General features: G+C 55.6%; 16 protein-coding genes. 4 read left to right on the forward strand and 12 right to left on the reverse strand.

From position 1 onward, the window contains the following. Nucleotides 1-53 precede the first annotated feature (53 nt). Nucleotides 54-3089, forward strand: a complete 3036-nt coding sequence (locus Mal52_RS25930) for a PVC-type heme-binding CxxCH protein (RefSeq protein ID WP_197534470.1) — start codon at nt 54-56, stop codon at nt 3087-3089. A 164-nt stretch (nt 3090-3253) separates the two neighbouring features. Here Mal52_RS25930 and murG read toward each other — a convergent pair whose 3' ends face one another. From murG to proB, 11 genes are all read right to left on the reverse strand, one after another. After that, on the reverse strand, nt 3254-4378 hold the full coding sequence (murG, locus tag Mal52_RS25935) for an undecaprenyldiphospho-muramoylpentapeptide beta-N-acetylglucosaminyltransferase (RefSeq protein ID WP_197534471.1): 1125 nt from the start codon (nt 4376-4378) through the stop codon (nt 3254-3256). Nucleotides 4379-4577: 199 nt separating this feature from the next. After that, nucleotides 4578-5720: an FtsW/RodA/SpoVE family cell cycle protein gene (locus Mal52_RS25940; protein WP_231962445.1), complete on the reverse strand. Its 1143-nt coding sequence runs from the start codon at nt 5718-5720 to the stop codon at nt 4578-4580. A gap of 233 nt (nt 5721-5953) precedes the next feature. Then, the gene (gene mraY, locus Mal52_RS25945) at nt 5954-7057 is read right to left on the reverse strand and encodes a phospho-N-acetylmuramoyl-pentapeptide-transferase (protein WP_145379513.1); all 1104 of its coding nucleotides are present in this window, start codon (nt 7055-7057) and stop codon (nt 5954-5956) included. Between the two features lie 491 nt (nt 7058-7548). Then, entirely contained in the window at nt 7549-8952 is a 1404-nt protein-coding gene (locus Mal52_RS25950; RefSeq protein ID WP_197534472.1) for a UDP-N-acetylmuramoyl-tripeptide--D-alanyl-D-alanine ligase, read from the reverse strand. A gap of 174 nt (nt 8953-9126) precedes the next feature. After that, nucleotides 9127-10665 carry a UDP-N-acetylmuramoyl-L-alanyl-D-glutamate--2,6-diaminopimelate ligase gene (locus tag Mal52_RS25955; protein WP_145379515.1) on the reverse strand — a complete coding sequence of 513 codons (1539 nt, stop codon included), beginning with the start codon at nt 10663-10665 and terminating at the stop codon, nt 9127-9129. Between the two features lie 514 nt (nt 10666-11179). Next, nucleotides 11180-11458, reverse strand: a complete 279-nt coding sequence (locus tag Mal52_RS25960) for a hypothetical protein (RefSeq protein WP_197534473.1) — start codon at nt 11456-11458, stop codon at nt 11180-11182. Between the two features lie 183 nt (nt 11459-11641). After that, nucleotides 11642-12250, reverse strand: coding sequence for a superoxide dismutase (locus Mal52_RS25965; protein ID WP_145379517.1), 609 nt, complete (start codon nt 12248-12250; stop codon nt 11642-11644). Between the two features lie 359 nt (nt 12251-12609). Further along, on the reverse strand, nt 12610-13965 hold the full coding sequence (locus Mal52_RS25970) for a tRNA modification GTPase (protein ID WP_145379518.1): 1356 nt from the start codon (nt 13963-13965) through the stop codon (nt 12610-12612). 126 nt (nt 13966-14091) lie between these two features. Then, nucleotides 14092-16443 (reverse strand): YidC/Oxa1 family insertase periplasmic-domain containing protein, encoded by a 2352-nt coding sequence (locus Mal52_RS25975; protein ID WP_145379519.1) that lies wholly within the window; start codon nt 16441-16443, stop codon nt 14092-14094. Between the two features lie 3 nt (nt 16444-16446). Then, nucleotides 16447-17262 (reverse strand): metallophosphoesterase family protein, encoded by an 816-nt coding sequence (locus Mal52_RS25980; RefSeq protein ID WP_145379520.1) that lies wholly within the window; start codon nt 17260-17262, stop codon nt 16447-16449. A gap of 468 nt (nt 17263-17730) precedes the next feature. Continuing rightward, nucleotides 17731-18864, reverse strand: a complete 1134-nt coding sequence (proB, locus tag Mal52_RS25985; protein ID WP_145379521.1) for a glutamate 5-kinase — start codon at nt 18862-18864, stop codon at nt 17731-17733. Between proB and Mal52_RS30025 the strand changes: the two genes are divergently transcribed. The 3 genes from Mal52_RS30025 (at nt 18863) to Mal52_RS25995 (ending at nt 21212) form a co-directional block, all read left to right on the forward strand. Next, nucleotides 18863-19030: a hypothetical protein gene (locus tag Mal52_RS30025; RefSeq protein ID WP_197534474.1), complete on the forward strand. Its 168-nt coding sequence runs from the start codon at nt 18863-18865 to the stop codon at nt 19028-19030. The genes proB and Mal52_RS30025 overlap by 2 nt on opposite strands. Nucleotides 19031-19098: 68 nt before the next feature. Continuing rightward, nucleotides 19099-20691: an amidophosphoribosyltransferase gene (locus Mal52_RS25990; RefSeq protein WP_145379522.1), complete on the forward strand. Its 1593-nt coding sequence runs from the start codon at nt 19099-19101 to the stop codon at nt 20689-20691. Nucleotides 20692-20822: 131 nt separating this feature from the next. Beyond that, a complete protein-coding gene (locus tag Mal52_RS25995; RefSeq protein WP_145379523.1) occupies nt 20823-21212 on the forward strand; it encodes an acyl-CoA thioesterase in 390 nt (129 codons plus the stop codon). Between the two features lie 329 nt (nt 21213-21541). Here Mal52_RS25995 and Mal52_RS26000 read toward each other — a convergent pair whose 3' ends face one another. Next, nucleotides 21542-23164, reverse strand: coding sequence for an acyl-CoA carboxylase subunit beta (locus Mal52_RS26000; protein WP_145379524.1), 1623 nt, complete (start codon nt 23162-23164; stop codon nt 21542-21544). Nucleotides 23165-23405: the final 241 nt, after the last annotated feature.

The following is a 23405-nucleotide window of genomic DNA, read 5'->3' on the forward strand; positions in this document are numbered from 1 at the left end:
ATACTCGTTAGAGGACCGGTTTTTATAGTCTGGATGCGGAGAGGCACTGGAAGATGTTGGAGATGAACCGCGGTGTGGGCTGCTTGACTCTGTTGCTCGGACTTGTGATCTACGCTCCGGCGGCGAGCGGGCAAGGTTATTCTCCTGCCGACGCGGCTGGAAAGATGACCGTCAGCGACGGGCTGGAGATCCAAGTATTTGCCTCGGAACCAGAAATCCGGCAGCCGATTTTTGTGAAATGCGACGATCGTGGGCGGCTGTGGACGATTCAATACCTGCAATATCCTAATCCGGCGGGGCTAAAGCGGGTCAAAGTCGATCGTTGGTCGCGGACTGTCTACGACCGCGTCCCCAAACCACCGCCGCACGGACCGCGCGGTGCGGACAAGATCACGATTTTGGAAGACACCGATGGCGACGGCCGCGCCGACAAGACTCGGGATTTTGTCGATGGATTGAACCTGTGCACGGGTGTCGCCTTTGGGCAGGGCGGGGTGTTTGTCTTGCAGGTGCCCTACTTGCTGTTTTATCCCGACAAGAACCGCGACGATGTTCCCGACGCGGATCCGGAAGTGCTGTTGACCGGTTTTGGCATGGAAGACGCACAGTCGCTGGCCAATCATCTCACCTTTGGCCCGGACGGTTGGTTGTATGGGCTCAACGGCAGCACAACGACTTGCAACATTCGCGGCATCGAATTTCAACAAGGCGTCTGGCGGTATCATCCGGTGACCAAGGAATTCGAATTGTTCGCCGAAGGTGGAGGCAATCTGTACGGACTGACTTTCGACGCCGACGGCAATTTGTTTTATAGCTCCAACGGCGGATTGTTTTGGCATGCGGTGCAGGGGGGGTACTATCAAAAGAGTTTCGGCAAACACGGCCCGCTGCACAATCTTTATACCTACGGCTATTTCGCACACACGAAAAACTCCGGCGTCACCGGCACGCCGACCACCGGCGGCACGATTTATCTGGGGGATACGTTTCCCGACAGGTTTCGCGGCGCGTTTTTGTGTGGGAATTTTTTGGGGCACTCCGCTTCGTGGTGGAAAGTGACGCCCCGGCAAACGACGGTCGCAGCAGAGCATGGCGGATTGTTGTTTGATTCCCACGATACTTGGTTTGGGCCGACCGATTTGACGTTGGGGCCGGATGGGGCGATGTACTTCGCCGATTTCCACGATCAACGGACCGCCCACCCCGACCCCGATGCGAATTGGGATCGCAGCAACGGTCGGATTTATAAACTTCAAGCGACGGACGCGAAACCGACTCCGCCGATCAATCTAGCGGAGCTTTCCAGCAACGAGTTGGTTGATCTGCTTTCGCATCCTAATGGCTGGTATGGTCAGCGGGCGCGGGTTTTGTTAGCCGAGCGGCGGGATGCCTCAACCTGGCCGCGGTTGCGCGAAATCGCCCTCACACAAGAGAATGGCCGGTATGCACTACAAGGGCTGTGGGCCTTGCATGTCAGTGGCGGACTGGACGATGAATTCGCTGCTCAACTGCTCGCCCATCCTTATGAATATGTGCGTGCCTGGACGGTGCGGTTGCTGGGGGACGGCAAGTCGGTTTCTGAACCGATGGCCAAGCTGCTGATCGCTTTAGCCGAAACAGAACCGAGTCCGATCGTGCGAAGCCAATTGGCCTGCACTGCCAAACGGCTCCCGACAGCGACGACCTTGCCGATCGTGCAGGCGATTCTGATTCGGAATTTGGACAACGACGACCTACGAATTCCGCTTCTGTTGTGGTGGGCAGTGGAGAGCAAGGCGGTTGCCGATGCCGATCAAGTTTTAGAACAATTCGCCCACGCAGACGCCTGGAACGTCGCTGCCAATCAACCGATCCTACGAAACCTCATCCGTCGTTATGCCGCCGAAGGAACCCCAGCCGGATATGATGCTGCCTTACGGATCTTGCAAAACACACCCTCGAAACACTTGGCCGAAGCACACAAAGCGCTCGGGCAAGGGTTGTCGGAACGAGCGGGCGGATTAGGGGGGATTGGACATGGCGGACTGTATGCGCAATTCGCAGCGGGTGGAAACGACGCGGCGGAGCGCGCTCGTCGCACATTTGCTGAACCGTCACCGGAGCTTAAGCAATACATCCTCGGCATCTGGCAAAAAAATCAACAAGACCGCGAGGCCTTAACGCTGGCGCTGCGAGCAGGCGTTGAGGAAGCACATCAATATCTCCTCGACACTACGATGCAAGCGGCGGCTGACGACCCTCAATTGCTCTCCTTATTGTCGCAGCTACAGGAATTTGGTCGTGAGGATTGTGAGACTGTTGTGATACAGCGACTGGCCAGTGACCAACCGGACGAGGTCCGGGCGGCGGCGATCAAGGTGCTCAATCGGTTCGGATCGGCGGAATTCATCGATGCGCTGTTTGCACAGTACGCGACTCTTCCGGCACCGCTGCAAACGCAGGTTCGCGATGTTTTGTTGGCACGGCATGAATCGGCACGGCGGTTGTTGGCACTGGTGGAAGACGGCACGATTTCACCGGAGAGTCTCCCCGTCGATCAACTCCGCCGCATTGCACTGTATGAGGACGAGGAGTTGGATGCGATCGTCCGTAAACATTGGGGCAACATTCAACCCGGAACAGCGGAAGAAAAACTCGCACAAATGCGGCGGTTCAATAACGATCTCCGCGCTGCTCCCGGGAATCCCGCCAGCGGGGCTGAATTGTTTAAGAAGCATTGCGCCACCTGCCATACACTCTTTAACGAAGGGGGCAAGATTGGTCCCGATTTGACGAAAGCCAATCGCAACGATCTGGCAGCGCTGTTGGCCAACATCGTCGATCCCAGTGCTGTGATTCGCAAGGAGTATCTCAGCTACGTGTTGGAGACGACGAGCGGGCAAGTCATGACCGGAATTTTGGCGGAACAAGATGCGGGCTCAATCACGTTGGTTGATGCCAAAGATAACCGCACGAAAGTGCCGCGCAATCAAATCGAAGCACTGCATGAATCGGCGACATCGCTGATGCCGGAAAATTTGCTACAGCAACTGAGTCCGCAACAACGGCGGGATTTGTTTGCCTATCTGCAAGGCAATGCCAAGCCGTAGCATCGATTCTTTGTTCTCGTTCCCAAGCTCCGGCTTGGGAACGCAATTTCGCGAAGCTCCGCTTCGCTGGTTGAAACGATCAAGGCGAATCGTTTGGAATTTCACTCGAAGCAGAGCTTCGAGAAATCGGGTTCCCAAACAGGAGTTTGGGAACCAGGTGGAATTCACCGTTTCAAACTGTCATCAACGGTGCGGCAGATGATGTCTGCAACATCGCGAGCGGCGAGGGGACGGGCGAGGGAGTGCATCGCATGGCGCATCTCCAACCGCCGGGCATCATCGGCCAACAGTCGTGATATCTGTTTCGCCAACAGTTCAGCGGTTTGATCCAGGGTAGATTGTTGCTCGACGATCTTCGCCGCTCCCGCGGTCACAAATTCACGAGCGTTGAGTCGTTGGTGGTCATCGGCGGCATACGGGTAGGGGATGGCGATTGTGGGACACCCTGCGCAGGCCAATTCCGCTAACGTGGTCGCCCCGGCACGTGAGACGGCCAAACCAGCATCCGCATACCGTTGCGGCATATCGGAGAAAAACGGCGACGTCGTATGTTCAAGCCCGAGCCGTTGGTATTCATGCTCCACTTCCCGCCAATCGTTGATGCCGGTTTGGTGCATGATCGTCCAACCGGTCAATTGATCTTGCAAGATATCCGCAGCCATCGTCACCGCGCGATTGACCGCCGAGGCTCCTTGGCTACCTCCGAGAATCAACAATATCCGGCGCTGGTCGGTATGGCTTGAAGCGACTAAAGCGGCGATGTCGGGGTGCACCGGATTGCCGGTCTGTTCCACTTTCACCCCGGCCGGAAGATGCTCCGCACTAGCGGCATAGGAAACGCAAACGGCTCCGGCGCGGCGGCACAACCAGCGGGTGGCGCGGCCGGGAATGATGTTTTGCTCTAAGAGCACAGTGGGAATGCCCATCCGCCGCGCTGCTACGACCGGGGGGACACTGGCAAAGCCGCCCAGTCCGATCACCGCCGTTGGTTTTTGATCCTGAAACAGCGCCCGCGCCTGCCGTACCGCCCGCCAATTTCGCCAAAGAAATTGCCAAGGCCGCCGCCGTGCGGTAGCCAGCGATTCCGACGACAGCGCATAGTGCTGAAATCCAGCAGAGGCGACCAATCCCTCTTCTTGGGGACGCCCCGACCCCAGAAACTGCATGACCGCTTGGGGATAGCGTTGCTGCAATTCACGGGCCACGTTCAAACCGGGTATCAAATGTCCTCCCGTACCGCCACCGGCAAAACAGAAAATCGGGGAAGCGTTCGGTGATGGGTCGGACACGAGGTGAATGGCGCTTGCGGCGAATGGGTTTGTGGAATGGTGGTGACGACGAATCAATGATGCGCCGGCAAGATTAGAACGAAATGCACCGCTTGTCCACCGGTGTCAGACGGGTGATCTGCTAAACACTGCTGGGCAAGCCAGCAGTGGCACCCGACGTCGAGTGTTTTTCATATTTTCAACTTGTTGTAGATTGCGACTATGCAGCGAGGGACTGTGGCGTCTCAACGTCTGAATCGTCGACCGCGGTCGCTTCAACGGATTCCGTCGCGCGGGAAAAACTCACGATCAGACCGATGGCCATTAAGGTCGTCACGAGGTTACTGCCGCCGTAACTCATCAGCGGATGGGGAATGCCTTTGGGCGGCACCATGGCTGTCACGACGGCGACGTTGATCGCCGCCTGCAAAATGATCTGCGTTAATAACGTGGTCCCTGCTAAAAAGGCGAATGAATTTTTGTCGTGGCGGGCCAACAAACGGATGCCAAAAATATAGACGCCGATCCACAAGGCGACCACGGAAAATGTGCCGATCAGCCCCAGTTCTTCACCAATCACGGCAAAGACAAAGTCGGTGTTCGCTTCGGGTAAAAAGCTCAATTTTTGCCAGCCTTTTCCCAACCCGACGCCCTGACCTCCACCCGCTCCCAGTGTCATCAACGATTGTTTCAATTGATACGGGGCGGAACTGGGATCGGTCCATGCCGCCACAAACCCCGAGATCCGCTGCATTTGGTAGGGGCGATGGATCACCAGATACGCGATGGCGGGAATGGTCGGCGCTGCGATCAGTGCAAAATTGCGCAGCGGCCAACGAGCCACGAAGAGTAATATTCCGCTCCCCGCTGCCAAGAATAAGGCTGTCCCGAGATCGGGTTGCCGCATGACGAGCGGTACCATGACTGCAGCCGGTAGACAGGGCAACAGAAATCCCGTCCACCAACCGGTTTCTCGCGCACGGACCTGCATCACCAACCGCGCTAAAAAGAGCGGCAACGCCAACTTCGCCAATTCAGCGGGCTGCATCGTAAACGTGCCCAGACGCAACCAGCGTTGCGCGCCGTTGACGTGTGTTCCAATTCCGGGAATGAGCACCAAAACCAGCAGACCGGTTACCACGGCAAACAGAAAGGGGGCGGCGCGATAGATGAATTGTGCGGGCAATTGCGAAGCGATGATGCCGGCCGCGATACCGCAGGCCAAGAACAGCAGGTGTCGCGACAGGTAAATCTGCTCCGATTGGCTGGGGTGCGACGTCATACTGGCGCTATGCACCATCAGCACGCCCATGGCGAGCAGCATGCCAATCAATGCTAGAAAAAATCCGCGATCGTTATTCACGGGTTGAACATTCCACTGGAGTGATCCGCTTCCCGACAGACCGGGTCGCGACTGAGAAACGGTGTGCGACGTCTCCTTCATGGATCGTCGATTTGGCCGCTCAGCGCTGAGTCCGAATGGGGGTCCGCAAGCCAGTGGCGAGAGGATCGAGCGGCGCGGTCAAACATTCGCGGCAAGAGTCATAGCCCCACATCCGATTGGGCGGATTGTGCGTATTGTGCGGGCTGAGAGACTCAATGGATCTTGAGACTGGCAACAGCGATGATCGCCAGGATCGCCGAGCTGATCCAGAATCGTACGACGATTTTCATTTCATGATGGCCGTGAAACAAGAAGTGATTGTGGAGCGGACTACAGGCGATCAATCTTCGGCCGGTCATACGAAACCAGCCGACTTGGGAGATCACGCTGAGTGTTTCAATCACAAACACGCCTCCCACGATGACCAGCAGCAATTCTTGTCGAATCACCAAGGCCGCCAAACCGAGCAGAGCGCCCATCGGCAGCGAACCGGTATCCCCCATGAAGACCTGTGCGGGATAACAATTGAACCACAAGAAGCCCATCACCGCTCCGACCATGGCTCCCAGAACGACGCTCATTTCACCGGCACCGGCAATATACGGCACGCTGAGATATTCGGACATCTCCCGATGCCCCGACATGTAACACAGCGCGACAAAGGCCGATCCGGCAAAGACCATGCACCCACAAGCTAGCCCGTCGAGTCCGTCGGTCAGATTCACTGCATTGGAACTGCCGACCATCACGAAGGCACCCCACAGGATAAACCCGACTCCCAAATAGATGCTGTGCTCCCCGAACGGCCAAAACAGGTCCAGACCCTGTGAAACTTGTCGGTGATGCCAATACAAGAGCAAGGAAGCCGTACCCGCCAGCACGAGTTGCACGACGAATTTTTCCTTAGCACGCAAGCCGTTCCGCGCGCCTTTGAGTTTGACCCAATCGTCGATTGCGCCCAGGACGCTGAAGCCAACCACCACAAAAATGGCGACCAGTACGAACGGGCTGTGGAGATTGCCCCACATCAGAATCGAAATCAAAATGGCCGCCATGATGAACAGACCACCCATTGTGGGAGTCGCGTTCTTTGACGCCTGGATTTCATTCAAACGGGCCGAACCGCTGACCACTCGTTCGCGAAACCGGGATTGCAGCCAGCGGATCGCAGTTGGTCCCAACAGGATGGCGATTAAAAAGGCGGTCAGGCTCGCCAAGGCAGTCCGCGCCGTGAGAAACACGCGCGAATCGCCGGAAGAGAATATTTCGATCTTCTCCATCAACGGAGCGAAATGGTCAAGAAGCCAAACTAGCATGCGGGTGACAACACTACGAAACGGTCTGACAAACCGCCAAGTGTTCCGTATCTAATGAAGGGATTCGATATCGAACAGGGGTGGGCCAAAAGATTAATCGGCCGCAGACAATTGAGCCGTCACGCTGCTAGGCTTCGTTGAAATCCCGGTGCGATGGTGGCTGTGTCGCTGCCTGCGCTCAAAGCCGCTGCTTCCCATCCGAGGGGATTATAAATTCCGTTACAAAAATCCGTTGCCGTATTCCGTTGTAAGTACCGGGCGCCGAAGTCCCCACCTCGGCGCCCGGACAGATAGATTCCGCTGCGAAGCGGCATTTGGAGTGATTGACCCAGTAACCACTTGATCCATTTGCCATTCACGCTTCTACCCAAAATATTTGAGCAGTGCTTAGATCCCCGCAAACCCTCAGCACGTAGCGGAACTACCCTTTCGTTTTTCAATCAATGGGGGTTGTGTCTGTATTGGTTGTGATCAGAGAAAAGTTTTTGAAGTCAGGCGGGCACGCTCAAGGCATCCAAGTTGTTGATCTCTTCTGTTTGTCGTGTCGCCCATTCCACCACGCGTTCCATTCGCATGGTTCGCGAGCCTTTCACGAGCAAGACGTCGCCCGCTTCCAGCCAGCAGTCTAAGTTCATCAACAGTGATTCAAACATCGGGCACTCAGCCATCTGATGCGCATCCATTCCCGCTTCAAAAGCGCCGGCGATGACGTTGTATGCGTTGTCTCCATAAGCCAGTAAACAATCGATGTCTGATTGTGCGATTTGAATTCCCAAATCGTGGTGATACCGACCGGCTTCGTCACCAAGTTCTAACATGTCGCCGACGACGGCGATTTTCTTATTTCCCGTTTTCCAAGCCTGCATCAATTGGCAGGCGGCCCGCATTGATGTGGGGTTGGCGTTGTAAGAATCGTCAATAATTGTCCAAGGGCCGATCTGTTTGATTTGGCAACGCCCTGCGGCAGTCGCAAACCGTAGTAAACCTTTCGCAATCTGCTCAGCCGCCATGCCGACTTCCGTGGCGACGGCGACCGCACAGAGTGCCGCCGGCAAATGATGCCGTCCGCTGACTGGTATGTGGTATTCGTGATCTCCGACGTGAAAACTCAATTGATGCTGACTGGCGCGAACGTTCGTTGCGCGATATTCGTTCTCCTGCGATTCTCCGACAAAAATCACCGGGCAATTGGCATAAGCCGCGACACTTTGAGCGTGGGGACAGTCGCCATTGACGACTGCAAATCCATCACTCGGTAACGCCTGCAATAACTCCGCTTTGGTTTGAATGATCTGCTCGAGACTACCAAATTTTTCTAAGTGCACCGGTACGATTCCGGTGATCACTCCCACTTCCGGTTGAGCAATCGCACACAAGTCGCGAATGTCGCCGGAGTGGCAGGCTCCCATTTCCAATACGCCGTAATCGTGTGATTTCTCCAGTTGAAATAGACTCAACGGCAGGCCGATTTCGTTGTTGTAGTTCGCAATACTGCGAATTCCACAATGATCGGCAGACAGCGCCGCATGAATCATTTCACGAGTTGTTGTTTTTCCGACGCTGCCGGTGACACCAATCACCAGCGGTTCCAATTGTTCTCGATACCATTGTGCGAACCGTGATAATGCGGCGCCGGTATGGGCGACTTTCACCACAGGTCCGCCCCAGTCGTTGCGGTCTGAATTGACAACACAAAATGCCGCACCGCGTTGACAGGCGTCACGGACAAAGTCATGGCCGTCGCATAAAGTTCCCGGCAAAGCCCAGAAAACACTACCCGGGGTAACTTGCCGCGAGTCGATAACCACTTGATTGAAATTGATATCTCGATCCAGCCCGTCGGCGGCATGACCACCGGTGGCAACTAATAGGTCCGAGATAGAGATGGGGTCCATGTTGAAGTTACACCGCTGCATTTCCCGGAATCGTAATCCGCAACAAGAACGAAATTGATCGGATTGGTTCCTGGTGATTCAAAGTTGTCTTCGCTCTGTGTCGCATGTTGGGTACCGGCGTTTTTGTGCCGATCAATTCTGTCTTACTGTTCGTTTCTAATACGGTGCCTTGGTCTAGGCGATTTGGCCGATGTTTTTGTGCGGCCCGATGAGATTTGTAGCGGGAATGTCGTGCGGGCCCTTCAGCCCAGCAGTCACGATACGGCCGATGACTTCCCGGTCGTCGAAATGTAAACGCTGACTGCCAATGATTTGTTCGGATTCGTGTCCTTTTCCGGCGACGAGGACCGTGTCCTGCGGACCGGCTTGGGACAATGCCCAACGGATGGCTTCCGCCCGATCGGCTTCGATGTGTGGTTGTGCGGCAATGGGCATTCCGGCCACAATCTCGTCGATAATCTGAGTTGGTGATTCTGAACGTGGATTGTCGCTGGTCACGACAGCGACATCGGCAGAGGCCCCGGCGCATCCCAATAGTGGGCGTTTGCTGCGATCCCGATCTCCTCCCGCGCCGAAGACACAAAACAGACGACCCGCTGTTAGCGTTTTTGCAGCCGCAATCGCCCGCTGCAACGCATCGTCGGTATGTGCATAATCCACAAAAATATTGAAAGGTTGTCCGCAATCGATCCGTTCCAACCGGCCCGGCACATCGGTCAAGGCTTCGATGCCGGCGGCAATATCCGGCAGCGCGATTCCGGCATGTAGCATCGCTGCGGCGGCCGCTAGGCAGTTCGATACATTGTGTTCGCCAATCATCGAGGTCCGTACTTCGATGCGCTCGACTCCAGCCGTTAAGACGAAAGTCGTTCCTCGCGATGATTGTTGCAAAATCGTGGCTGAGACATCGGCGGAATTATGGATGCCAAACGTGATGACTTGTCCCGGAGCATGCGCCAAGCAAGAGATGCTGCCCGGATCATCGGCATTCAGCACAGCGACGCCGCCCGGTTTGAGGCTTTCAAAAATGTGGAGTTTGCTGGCGCGATAAGCGTCGTAGTCTAAATGGTAATCAAGATGGTCGTGCGTAATGTTGGTCATCACTGCGGCGTCGATCAGCGTTCCGGCGCAACGGCATTGATCCAAGGCATGGCTGGACATCTCGATCGCGGCGTGGGTCGTCCCATGCGACACCATCGAGGAGAGCCATTCCGTCAGCATCATGGAGTCGGGCGTGGTCAACGTGGAGGGTTCCGCGCGAATCCCGTCGTTGTATTCAATCGTCCCCAACAGTCCGGTTTGAATGCCGGCCGTTTGCAAAATTGATCGGACCAACCAAGTGGTGGTTGTCTTTCCGTTCGTTCCAGTGACGCCGACGATTGAGAGTTCCCGCGAGGGATCGCCGTTGAGCGCGCTGCAAATACGAGCAAAGGCTTGCCGTGTATTGCGGACAACGCATTGCGGGACCGGTACGTCGGATTGTGGGTATTCGACCAAGACCGATGTCGCACCATGTTGGATGGCATCGCGAATGAAGTGATGGCCGTCAAATTCTCGGCCACGCAGTGCTGCAAACATGGCCTGACTACTACAATCGAGACTATTGTGCGTGGCATGTTGCACGCGAATGTCCGCACATCCGACGAAGCTGGCGCCCGACAAAATGCGGCGCAGCGTAATTCCCAGGGGAATTCGAGGGTGAATTAGGGACATGCGAAAGGCCTCCTGCCTTTCCGCTCGATCCAGGCTCGGTTAAACGCCTACGCTGGCGAAACCATCCCAGGAATATCAATTGGACGTGTGAGAAAAACCGACGGCCAGCACTCGAGAGATACGGTGAAACTTGTTTGCCTTCCCGGCGATAAAGACCGGACGCGCAAACGAGATTCATAAAAAAAGGAACAGGCTCGACTCAGAACGTGGGAGATGACGGCTAGGCGCCGCAGCGCTGAATCGAATGGTGGTCGTGAACCGACCGTTGAGATGTGTTGAGTGTCACGAAATGCTGACTCGTCGGGTGTGTTTGAGTGGTCGGCATTCTCGTGATTCTTCAAAAACGGTCAACCCGATTTTGGCCCTTTTTCACAATGCTTGTAAACGTTACAAAACCGCGCGTCGGCGATCGTCGTTCAAGCCATGAAGCATTCAGCACAACCAACTGTCGCTGGCAACTTGCGGGCTAGCATTTATTGATGCTGCGCTGCAGGCGGCGACCATTGTTGAGCGGTTAGCGAGCGGTCTGTGACGGACTCATCTTGTTTTGCGCATTGACGGTCCGCGTTCCATCTTGTTTCGCTTCGTCCGCTGTGGCCAACCGGCGATGCAGTTCGGCCAGCTTCTTTTCCTTTTCCTGTTGGGCATGCCATTCCCGGATTTTTTCTTCGACTTCGTACTTGTGATACGTACTACTGAAGCCGGTCGGCTTGTATTTTGGGTCGAGATAGTGGCAACCGCTCGTCGCGAGCATCAGCGTTATGAGCAAGATGTTCAAGCCACGCATCGCCACCGAGACTCTCCCCATGAGAAAAAGAAACTTCGTCTCATTGTATCGGTTAGGCAGGTTGTGCGGGCGCATAAAAAGACAGGGAACCCGCCAAGTTCGCGGCGGTTCCCTGTCTTGTTTTGTTCGCTGCAGATTATGAGATAAGCCGACCGCTGTTGCGATACTCATCTCACAAACGGCGAGAGCTTATTTGGCGGCGGCAAAACGAGCGGCCACGGTTTCCCAATCGATCACGTTGAAAAACGCCGAGACATAATCGGGACGGCGGTTTTGATAATTGAGATAGTAGGCGTGCTCCCAAACATCCAATCCCAAGATCGGCGTGCGTCCTTCGGACAGCGGCGTATCTTGATTCGGGGTGCTTTCCACAACCACCTTGTCGCCATCGACCGACAGCCAAGCCCAGCCACTGCCGAAACGCGTTGCGGCGGCGGCGCTGAATTGTTCTTTGAACTTGTCAAAGCTTCCGCAAGCGGCATCGATCGCAGCAGCCAGATCGCCCGAGGGGGTTCCGCCTCCTGAGGGACTCATGACTGTCCAAAACAACGAGTGGTTGGCATGTCCGCCGCCATTGTTCCGGACAGCGCCACGAATGGCTTCCGGAACGGCCGCCAAGTCGCTCATCAAATCTTCGATCGTTTTAGCCGCTAAGTCGTCATGCCCTTTCAGAGCATCGTTGACCTTGTTGATGTAGGCTTGATGGTGTTTCGTATGGTGAATTTCCATCGTGCGAGCATCGATATGCGGTTCCAAAGCATCATACGCGTACGGCAAGTCAGGCAATGAATAAGCCATGGTCGGTGTTCTCCTTGTAGGGCCTCGGTCAATCGAGAGGCAACTTGCAAAAAAAGCGATAAACTGAAGCTCAGCTGCGCAGATTTTCTGCCGTGAACTTCCCTTTATTTGTAGTTTCATTTGGTTATATCAACCTGATTCGCATCTTTGCAAAGCACATGCCTGGAGACGGCGACGCATTTCCGGAATTTTAGCCGATTCCTCCGACAGGCGACTTCGACAGGCGAATTAGAGAATCTGCCCAGAGGGGAGAAAGTGGCCGGTGGTCAGTGGCCAGAGAAATAGAGGGGCACCATGCACAATCCGACACAAAACCGCCAACCCTCAAGCCTGTCCCCTCACGCCTCAAGCCTAACCCGTCATTTCCCGATGCAAAACTTGCTGAAAATGCGGTCTAGAATGTCGTCCGTATAAACGGCTCCGCTGACTTTACCCAGTTCCTCCAAGGCAACGCGGATTTCAATCGACAGCAGTTCGTCGCCTGCTGACAGTTCAGCGACCTCTCGCGCTCGCTGAAGTGATTCAACCGCACCGTGGAGACTGTCGCGGCAACGTGCACCGGTGGTACCCAACAATTGTTGAGGAGCTGCACTGTCTTGTGACAATTCAGCGGCGACGGCCGCGGTCAGTTCTTCCAAGCCCGCACCGGTCACGGCACTCACGCGAAGGGCCGTTGCGGGACCCGTTGTGTTGGCGAGATCGCATTTGGTGAGCACGGTCAGCGAACGGGCGTTCCCGCAATCGGCTTCCCCCGTGAGCGGATTGGGCAGTTCATCGGCGGTGATGCACCAGATGATTAAATCGGCGCGTTGGAGTTGATCCTCGCGGAGTGCCAATGCGGCTTGCAACGGTCCCTCACTCTGTTGTTCCCAACCGGCCGTATCGAGCAGTTCGATTGGCCGTCCATGCCAATTGACATCGGCGGCCAGATAATCGCGTGTCGTGCCGGCAATTTCGGAAACCAGGGCGGCACCGCGGCCGAGTAATGCATTGAACAGCGTGCTTTTGCCCACGTTGGGACGACCGGCGAGCACGACACGAGCTGTTCCGGTCGAGCGCATGCGGTCGACTGCTTGTTCCAACAACGACGTGATCCGCGCTTCTGCAGAGGTGAGACGAGCCAGGATTTCGCGGTTATCGACGAACTCGATATCCTCTTCCACAAAGTCTAGTCCCGCTTCAAGGTCCGCCAACAATGACAACAAGTCTTCACGGACCATGTTGATGTCGCCCGAGATTCCACCAGCAAGTTGCTGGAGCGCTGCGTTGAGCTGAACCTGATCGTCGGCATCGATCACTCCCAATACTGCTTCGGCTTGCAGCAGATCAACTTTGCCAGCCAAAAACGAACGAAGCGTGAATTCGCCGCCTCGCGCCGGACGGACGCCGGCGGCATAGATGGCGGCCAGTATCGCTTCCAGCAGCGGCGGCGATCCGCAGGTGTGCACTTCGGCCATCGGTTGCCCGGTGTAACTACGCTGCGTCGGCCACAGGAAAACATCGACCGGCATCCAGCGCTGAATATCGTCTAACCAAAAACTGCCGGGATGCCGTTGGGGCAGACGCGTGGTTTCCCACAACGGCGGATCGTTCGGGCGAAATAACTCGTTCAGCGCATCGCGAATCGCGGATCCGCTGATGCGAACGATACCGCGTTGCGCCGGACCGGGCGGCGAAGAGAGCGCGGCGATTGTATCGTGCAAATCGAATGGCATAGCCGAAACTTACGTTTGCTGTCGCGTCAAATTCCACTGCCGGATGGTCCAGCAGTGTTCTGGTCGGCTGTATGCATTGCACTGGCGGGCAAGCCGCCAGTGGCACCCTGTTTCCAGTTGGGCCGGTTAGCGACGCGGTCGTGATTTCTTCTTGGCAGCCCCCAGTTTGGGTGTCGCCTTGGGACTGGATCCGGGCGCAGGGGACCCATCGCCTTTCGAGCCACCCCCCTTATCGCCTTTTGAACCGTCGTCATCCGATCCGCCGCTGGAATGTTTCTGGACTTTCGGCAGCAATTTGCGTTCGGCGATGCCCCACAAGCTGGACGAGATGAAGTACACGCACAGTCCGGCCGGTACGTTGTAGAACATGAATCCCATGAAGATCATCATGTACTTCATCATCTTAGCCTGCATGGCCGATTGTTCGTCGGTTGGCGGCGGCATGAATAATTTTTGCTGGACGATGAACAGTACAATCGTGATGATCGGCAGTAGATTGAACGTATCGCCTAAACTAAAGGGGAGATTGAAGCCCAAGGGAAAGAGTGCGTCTGGAGCGGCAAGGTTGTCGATCCACAAAAAGTGAGCCATCCGCAGATTCACGCTGCTCCGCAGTGCGGTATACAGACCGAAAAAGACCGGCATTTGAATGAACAGCACCAGACAGCCGCTAAAGGGGTTGTACTTGTGTTTGCGGAACAACTCCATCTGGGCGCGGCCCATTTTTTCCCGGTCGTCGCCGTACTTCTTTTTCAGCGCATCGATTTCCGGTTTGATCTCCTGCATCTTCGCGGCGCCCAGTGCCTGCTTGCGGGAGAGCGGGAACATGCACAAGCGAACCATGACCGTGAGCAAGATGATTGCCACGCCATAGTTGGGAATCACCGCGTAGAACATATCCAGCAACCACAACATCACCTTGGCGATGGCTCCGAACCAGCCGAGATCCATAATCGCCTCGGCGCCGTGCGGCTCCAGCAATTCTTTCCGTTTTGGTCCCGCAAAGAGTTCGTACTCATGTGTCAGCGTTTCACCCGGTTTTAAGTCTGCGTCGTTGGAGGTGATCGACACACTAATGTCGGTCCGCTCGGGATGCTCCTTGTCGATGGTGCCGCTGGCGACTTGCGTATAGTTACGAAAATAGGAGTTATCCAAAGTCGGTTCGTTGGCGGGCTGCAGGAAGGCGGCGAAGTATTGCGCATCAACGCCGATATATTTGAGAATCGGTTGATCCCACAGGCTCGTTTCCCCTTCGGCGATTTCCTGGGCTGAAAGCGAGTCGGAATGAAAAGTCTTGTCTTCACGATCTAAAAACGCGAATTGCACATCGCGAAACTTGCGAGCCCCGACCACGCTTTCCAGCGGAACGCCCACCGGACCTTGCAGAACATAATTGACGTTCTGCGCTTCTTTTGACAGGTTCTTGATGCTGAAATCAAAATCGAGGACATAAGCGCCAACTTCGTCTTCCGGTTTGTCCCCTTTGGCCTTATTCACCTGATAAGTCTTGGTCAATTCGAATCGGCCATCGGGCGAAGTGATGCGAAAGACCGCCTTGGAACCGTCTTTTGCCTTCTCCACCAATTCCCAATTCACCGAATTCAGCGATTCAATCGCCTCGGCAAATTGGTCTTCAATTTGCGGCACCGTGACCTGTAAGGTCATCGGTGTCAGCATGGGTGCACCGATCTCGATCCAACGCACAATGTCGTTGATGTCTTCGGCGGAGAGCTTCTTCCCCTTGGGGGGCATTTTGAAGTTCTCGTTCTCCTGCCGGATGGCCTGCACAATCAAACTGTGGCTGGGGTCGCCGGGGACGACCGGCGCACCGGTATCACTGCCGGCCAACAAACCGTTGCGGGAATCAATCCGAAAGCCCCCCGCCGGTCCGGGCTTGGCGTGGCATTTGTAACAATTTTTGCGGAAGATCGATTGGACTTTAAGAACCAGTTGGTCCTGTTGCAGTTGTTCTTTGCGCAGCTTATCGCGGTCCGCCTGATCGCTACTACCAACAACCTTCAACGGGGCTTGGCGATCCTTGAGGTTGCGATACCGCGGATCGTTGAGTTCCACATACTCGATAGCCGCGCCGCGGGTATCGATCGTCACAGCCATGCGAAAACCGCTGTCGGGATCGTCAGATCCGATCAGGACTGTCTCGTTTGGGAACTGTGGAATCTTGAGGTCGGTAACCGCTGGCTGTTCTTGCTTGTCGGCATCCTCCGGAGCCGCATCGTCTCCGGCAGCTTCGGCAACGGCTGCCTTCTCCTCGGGATCCTTCACATCGTCGGCGGCATCCGCCGGTGGCGCATCGGGTTCCTGATCCGCTACTGCGGCTTTTTGCGGATCTTTCTCGGCAACCTCAGCATTCGCGGCTGGTTTGTTGGGTTGCTGTGGTGGGGGATTGAACCACATCCACCCCAAATAGATCGCCGACGCAGCGACCATAAAAATCCAAAAGCGTTGATTATTTTCCATTGTTTACCGGCCGTCGCGGAGGCGATCCCCCAGGAAGTTATCGAGATCGGGGATGTCGTAAATTTTTCCCGCCGTGTCTTCAAAACCATAATCAACGCGGCGATATGTCAATTTGGCCGGAGGAGCGGGTGTGGCCGACTCCACGTCGGTCTCAGCGGCCGCTTCGGCCTCGGCGTCGGATATGTTTTCATTTTCTAACACAACATAACAAGCGCGGGGATCGCCATCGCGCGGCTGTCCCACAGAGCCGACATTGACCATCAACTTGCCGCCGGTCAATTCATATTCGTGATTGATTTCCGACGGACTGAAGAAATTCAAGTTTTCGGTGAAGACGCCGGGAACGTGTGTGTGTCCCTGAAAACAATACTTTTGAATGAGTCCGAAGATCCGCTCCATCTTGAGTTGGTTGTAGATGTCTTCGGGAAAGACATATTCGTTAAGCGGGTTGCGAGCGGACCCGTGCACAAACTTAAAGTCGCCCTCGTTGTGCATGCGGGGCAATTCCCCCAGGAACTCCCAACGGCGTTCATTGCCGGCCGGATCACCCGATTCTAAGACCGAGCGTGTCCAAAAAATTGCTCGTTCTGCTCCGGCGTTAAAACCCTCAGGATCAAACAGCGCCCCTTGATCGTGGTTTCCCAGCAGGCACATCTTGCACGACTTCATCACTAAATCGACGCATTCACGCGGGTTGGGGCCGTATCCGACCACATCACCCAGGCAATAGATTTCGTCGATTCCCAAACCTTTGATGTCCGCGAGTACGGCCTCGAGGGCTTCCAGGTTTCCATGAATGTCGCTGATGATGGCTTTCAAATTCAGTTACACCGTCGCAAAAATATGGATGTACGGGGAGACGTTTCGAACCTTAGGCCCGGATCAGGCACGCTGCAAGTCACCTGGGAAGCGGTTAAGTCGCAAAGCCTACAAAATAACATGGTCTGACGAGAATGAAACTCAAAGCGCCCCAGCAATTTAATCGAACCGGCCGCAGTGTGTTTACCAAGCCTACTCTACTCGGATTCCGAGTATCCAGGCCGCGAAATATCAACTTCGCGAATTAACACCTGCGCATGGCGACCGAAATTCCTGCCTCCGAAAGCCATCTACGCTCAGCCACCCCCCTCTCGAGCGAATCGGGTGACATCATGATTCAATAATACAGGGGGTAAACAGCAATTCTAGCGTGGTCGAAGTCGGATGAGTAGGGAAAAACTGCATTCTCCATGAGGCAATGCTCCTCACTCGGTGCCTAAATCGCCCCCCGTCGCTTCTGAGTGAACGTTATACCGTAACGACTAAATTGTCGCGGTGAACAATTTCTACATATGGGAGTGATTCGTACAATTGGGCGATATCTTCGCTTCTTTTGCCTGCCAACTGGCGAATCTCCGCCGTGCTGTAGTTCGTCAGGCCGCGGGCAAATTCGTTTCCCGTTGCGTCAATCAACGCAACCACGTCTCCTTTTTCCACCTGTCCCTCGACTCCGACGATTCCGATGGCCAACAACGAACGGCCATCCCGCTCAACGGCTGTCCGCGCTCCGGCATCTAGAATCAGCTTGCCCTTGGGGGGCTTGGAATAACCGATCCACCGTTTCCAAGCCGGAACCGAAACTCCCTGCGCCAGGAACAACGTCCCGGTTTCCTCGCCCGCTAAGACTTTCATCAATGTGCCCGATTTGGTCCCGTTCGCAATGATGACGTTTTCCCCCACGGCCGTCGCCATTTTAACCGCGCTGAGCTTAGCGCGCATGCCGCCCGTCCCGCGTTTGCTGCGGTCGGCGGTCGCTATTTGCAGCAGTTTGTCGTCCCATTCCTTGACCAACGGAATCGTCTTTGAATCCGAATTATCCGGAGGGCCATCCATGAGACCGTCCACGGTCGATAAGATGACTAGCAACGGCGAATGCATCAGATTTGTGACCAATGCGGCCAATCGATCGTTGTCGCCAAAAGCGATTTCGTCGACGCTCACGGTATCGTTCTCATTGACGATGGGAACTGCACCGTTTTCAAACAGCGTCAAAATCGTATTGCGGACGTTGAGATATCGCGAACGGTTGTCGAAATCGTCAGCAGTGAGCAGCAACTGAGCCGCGTGACAGCCATGTTTCTTCAAACAATCGTCATAATGCCGGATCAAGTGGGCTTGTCCGATGGCAGCAGCAGCCTGCAAATGCGGCAGATCGCGGGGCCGTTGGCGCAAACCGAGCAATCCCATGCCGGCACCGACCGCCCCGCTGGAGACCAAGACAACCCGCCGGCCGGTTTCACGAACACGCTGGATTTCCTCGCTCAACGCACTCAGTCGCTCGAGATTGAGCGTATCGTCTTCGCGGGACAGGACGCTTGTCCCGACTTTGACGACCAACGTGCGGGCGGTTTCAATCACCTCGCGGCGAACCAGATTGACCATGTCGCGGTTTCCATCCAATGAAATTTGGGAAACCTCGAATTTACCGCATGGCTCGGTTTACGGCAACTTGATCGACTTTACGGTCATTTCCATCGCCGGCGGTGAGAATTCGTTCATTTGTTGGTTGGTTCGCAGCGGCTGGTTGAGTATGATGCCAAAGTATTAAGGAAGCATAAAGACGCACTTGCTTTCCTCGCCCCACCCTCGCATCCCTAAGTGAATGCCGAATCACCGATGGCCGAGTTGAATCACGAGTGCGGCGTTGCCGCGGTTTATCACCTTCCCGACCGTGGCGTCAGCCCGCTCGCCCCCCCTCAAGGTGTGGAACATACATCCAATTTGATTCCGCGGTTGCTGCTCGATATCCAAAATCGCGGCCAATTGGCAGCGGGGATGACGACCTTCAATCCGCACCGCAATCAACTCATCGATACCCACAAAGACGTGGGCACGGTGACCGAAGTCTTCCATTTAAACCATCAGGATAGCTACAGATCCCTGATGCGCAAGTACGCTGGACGGGCCGCGATTGGACACGTTCGCTACGCCACGTGCGGCAAGGATGACAAAAGCTACGCGCAGCCCTTCGAACGGCATCATATCGAAAAACCGAAATGGTTTAGCTTTGCCTTCAATGGTCAGTTGGCGAACTATCCGCGTTTGCGGGATGAAATCCTCTCGGAGAACGATTTCCACCTCGCGCGCGAAACCGACACCGAAGTCTTGATGCATATGATTTGTCATCAACTCTCGGGAGATCGTCGGCCGGAAATGATCGAAATGCTCACGGAACTGAGCCTGCATTTCGACGGCGCCTATAACATCGTCTACCTCAACGCACTGGGCAACATGTTTGTCGCCCGCGATCCCTTGGGGATTCGACCGCTGTGTTACGCGAAAGAAGGCCCGCTCTTCGCCGCCGCGAGCGAATCGGTCGCCTTGGCCAATCTTGGATTTCGCGAATCCAGCATTAAAAGCCTGCACCCGGGCGAAGCGGTCATCATTCGCGATGGCGAGTTTTCGATTCAGCAATTCACCGCCAGCCCCAATCGCGCCCACTGTTTCTTTGAGTGGATTTATTTCGCCAACGTCGCCAGTACGCTGGATGACCAAAGTGTCTACCTGACCCGTAAGCGGCTGGGCGAGGAATTGGCTGATGTGGAAACTCTGGAGATCGACGAAGACACGATCGTCGTCCCGGTTCCCGACACGGCCAAAGCGGCAGCCGATAGCTTGGCCTTTCAACTGAAAGTCCCCTGTCTGGAAGGCCTGATTCGCAATCGCTATGTCGGGCGGACCTTCATCGAGGGAGCCAACCGCGCTGACAAAGCCAAGACCAAATACACGCCGCTACCCGAAGTTCTTCGCGGCAAGAAAGTCCTGCTCGTCGAGGATACGATCGTCCGTTCGACGACCATGAAGGTTTTAGTCTCGCAACTCAAGGAGCGGGGCGGAGCGAGCGAAGTTCATGTGCGGGTGGCTTGCCCGCCGATCATCGCCCCCTGTTTTTACGGAATCGACATGTCGACGATTTCGGAGTTGTTCGCGCCGAAGTTCATGGACAACGGCCCGCTGACGCCGGAAATTGAAGTCACGATGGCCGAGACGCTGGGAGCGGACAGCTTAAAGTATCTGCCCATCGAAGCGATTTCTCGCTGCGTCGGCTTTCCCAAAGAATCGTTGTGCCAAGCCTGCATCGACGGAAAATATCCCACTCCCGCCGGTGTGCAGCTGTACCAAATCGCCCTCGAAAAACTAGAATTGGGCGAAGAAGAAAACGACGGGCGGGCCTATGACGCCCCTTTATCGGTGACGGCCCGAACCTAGGCCTCGACGTGCGCCAGTCGATGTTTCCGCTGCAGCCTGACGATTCCACCAAGGAAGAGCCTCCCGAGGAAACCGACGACACGCCGGACGACGATCGCTAATTCCTTTCGCCAGATCTATACAAAAACAACATGCTCCGCGAACACGAAATCCAAGTCCGCGTCCGGTATAGCGAAACCGACGCCATGGGTTACCTGCATCACGCCAACTATCTCAACTTCTTCGAGATGGGCCGCACGGAACTACTGCGAGCCTCCGGGGGAAATTATCGCTCCGTTGAAGAGCAAGGACTGTTCATCGTTGTTGTCAAAATGGAAGTCCGCTATCGCGCCCCGGCTCGATACGACGACATGCTGACCGTCAAAACCCAACTCATCCGTTCTTCGCCGGCGAAGTTGATCCACAACTACCAAGTCTTCCGCGACGACGTTTTGCTCTGCGAAGCGGAGACCCTGTTGGGGTGCGTCGATGCCGAAGGGAAGATCCAACGTATGCCGGATTTCTTGAGCGAGCAATCGTAAGGCGTGTCGTCAAATACGTGACTAAAGAGTTCAGGGTGGCCGCGATAGCTCTGCTATCGGGGCGGGCGCAGCCCGCAAGAAGCCGCAATTTCCGCGCTCTGAAACGAGCAGAATCTTGTTGGCGGGGAGAGCTGAAACTGCTGCTTCTTGTGCCTGCGGCACACCGATTGCCGTTGGCAATCGCTGCCACCCGATGGGTTTTCTCCACGAGCAAATATCGTTTGTTGCTCTGAGGAAAAGGCCGGAGTGAGGTGTTTGCGGAGTTGAAGATTTCAACTCACCAAACCTACCGCTCAATTGACAAAGTCAGCATCATGGCTATGCGCAGCTCATACTTGATAGACGCCGGTGCGGAATGGTTCGTCGTTGGCGTGGCGGGTGGCGATTGCTAGTGACTGAATGAGGACCGCTCGCGTGTCGGCCGGTTCGATGATTTCATCCACCCAACCCCGCGCTGCTGCGTAACGGATGTCGGTTTGCTCTTCGTAGGAATCGACGATCTGCTGCCGCAAGCTTTCCATTTCGTCGGCATCGGGGATTTGTCCTTGCCGTTTGAGGGCGGCAATATTGACTTGCAAAATCGTCGAAGCTGCTTGTCCGGCCCCCATCACGGCGTAATGCGCCGTTGGCCAGGCAAAAATAAATCGCGGGTCAAACGCCTTGCCACACAACGCATAATTCCCCGCACCATAACTGCCGCCCAGCACGACGGTTAGCTTGGGAACGCGACTGTTAGAAATGGCGCTGACCAATTTAGCGCCCGCACGGATGATGCCCGCTTGCTCCGAATCGCGGCCCACCATAAACCCATAGACGTCCTGCAAAAAGACAATGGGCAACCAGGTTTGGTTGCAGTCCATCACAAACCGTGCGGCTTTGTCCGCGCTTTCGTGATAAACCACGCCGCCGAATTGTAGACCCGACTTCTCTGTTTTTTCCGGATGATGTTGGTTGGAGACGATCCCGACGTTCTGCCCCCCAATGCGCGCATAACCACATACCATCGTCTTGCCGTACTCGGCTTTGTATTCCTGAAAACTGCCGGCATCGACAATGCAGTCGATCACGTCGCGAATCTCATATTGCCGCTGCGGATCGGGCGTGACGATCTCGGTCAGCTCCGCAGGATCGCGGGCGGGGGGCACCGGGTCTTGCCGCGTGAACTTGTCGCTCACCGCATCGTGTGGGAGCGTCGCCGCTAACGCGCGCAGGCGGGCGAGACAACTTTCATCGTCCGGTTCACGGAAATCGATCGTGCCGCTGATCGCCGCATGCATCTCCGCGCCGCCTAACTCCTCGTGCGAAGCAGCCTGACCGATCGAACTTTGTACGAGCGCCGGACCGGCTAAATATAATCCCGAGCCTTCGGTCATGACCAACTTGTCGCACAGCACCGGCAAGTATCCACCGCCGGCAACACAGTTGCCCATAATGGCGGCCAACTGCGAGATGCCCATGGCGGACAGGACCGCGTTGTTGCGGAAGATGCGGCCGAAGTCGTCTTCGTCAGGGAAAATTTCATCCTGCATCGGCAACAAGACACCGGAGGAGTCGACCAGATAAATCAACGGAAGTCGATTGGTCATCGCGATGCGTTGTGCGCGCAACACTTTTTTTGCCGTCATGGGATAAAAGGCGCCTGCTTTGACGGTGGCGTCGTTGGCAATCACCATAAACGACCGTCCTTCAACGCGTCCCAGTCCGCAAATCACGCTCGCGGCCGGCGCCGGGCCCCACTGTTCATACATACCCCACGCCGCCCAGCGACCGATTTCCAGAAACTCGCTGCCGGGATCAATCAGTCCGGCAATCCGTTCGCGGGCCGTCAGGCGGCCTTTTTCGTGTTGCCGCACAATGGCTGCTTCGCCGCCCCCTTGCGCGATCTCCTCGCGCTGCGCACGATGTTCGCCCAACAATTCCTGCCATGCGTTTGCCGAGGACTCGTCATTCATGGAATTTTGTTTTTTCTGTTTAGATTCGGATTCAAAACCCGGTCGCGCTTGTTTCGGCAAGTTATAGATCAATCTCTGCCGGACGCGGCGGAGCGTTTTGAAACGACCAGTCGCCGGGTCAGCGATGCGAACGTGCTGGTGCGGGTAGCCTGTCCATGGTTCTCGCTGTTAGAATAGTAAATACTATAATCGAAAACGGCGCCTGAAGCGTGTCATACCGTTTGAAATCCCCACTGTAAAT

This window comes from Symmachiella dynata (assembly GCF_007747995.1).
GTDB lineage: Bacteria > Planctomycetota > Planctomycetia > Planctomycetales > Planctomycetaceae > Symmachiella > Symmachiella dynata.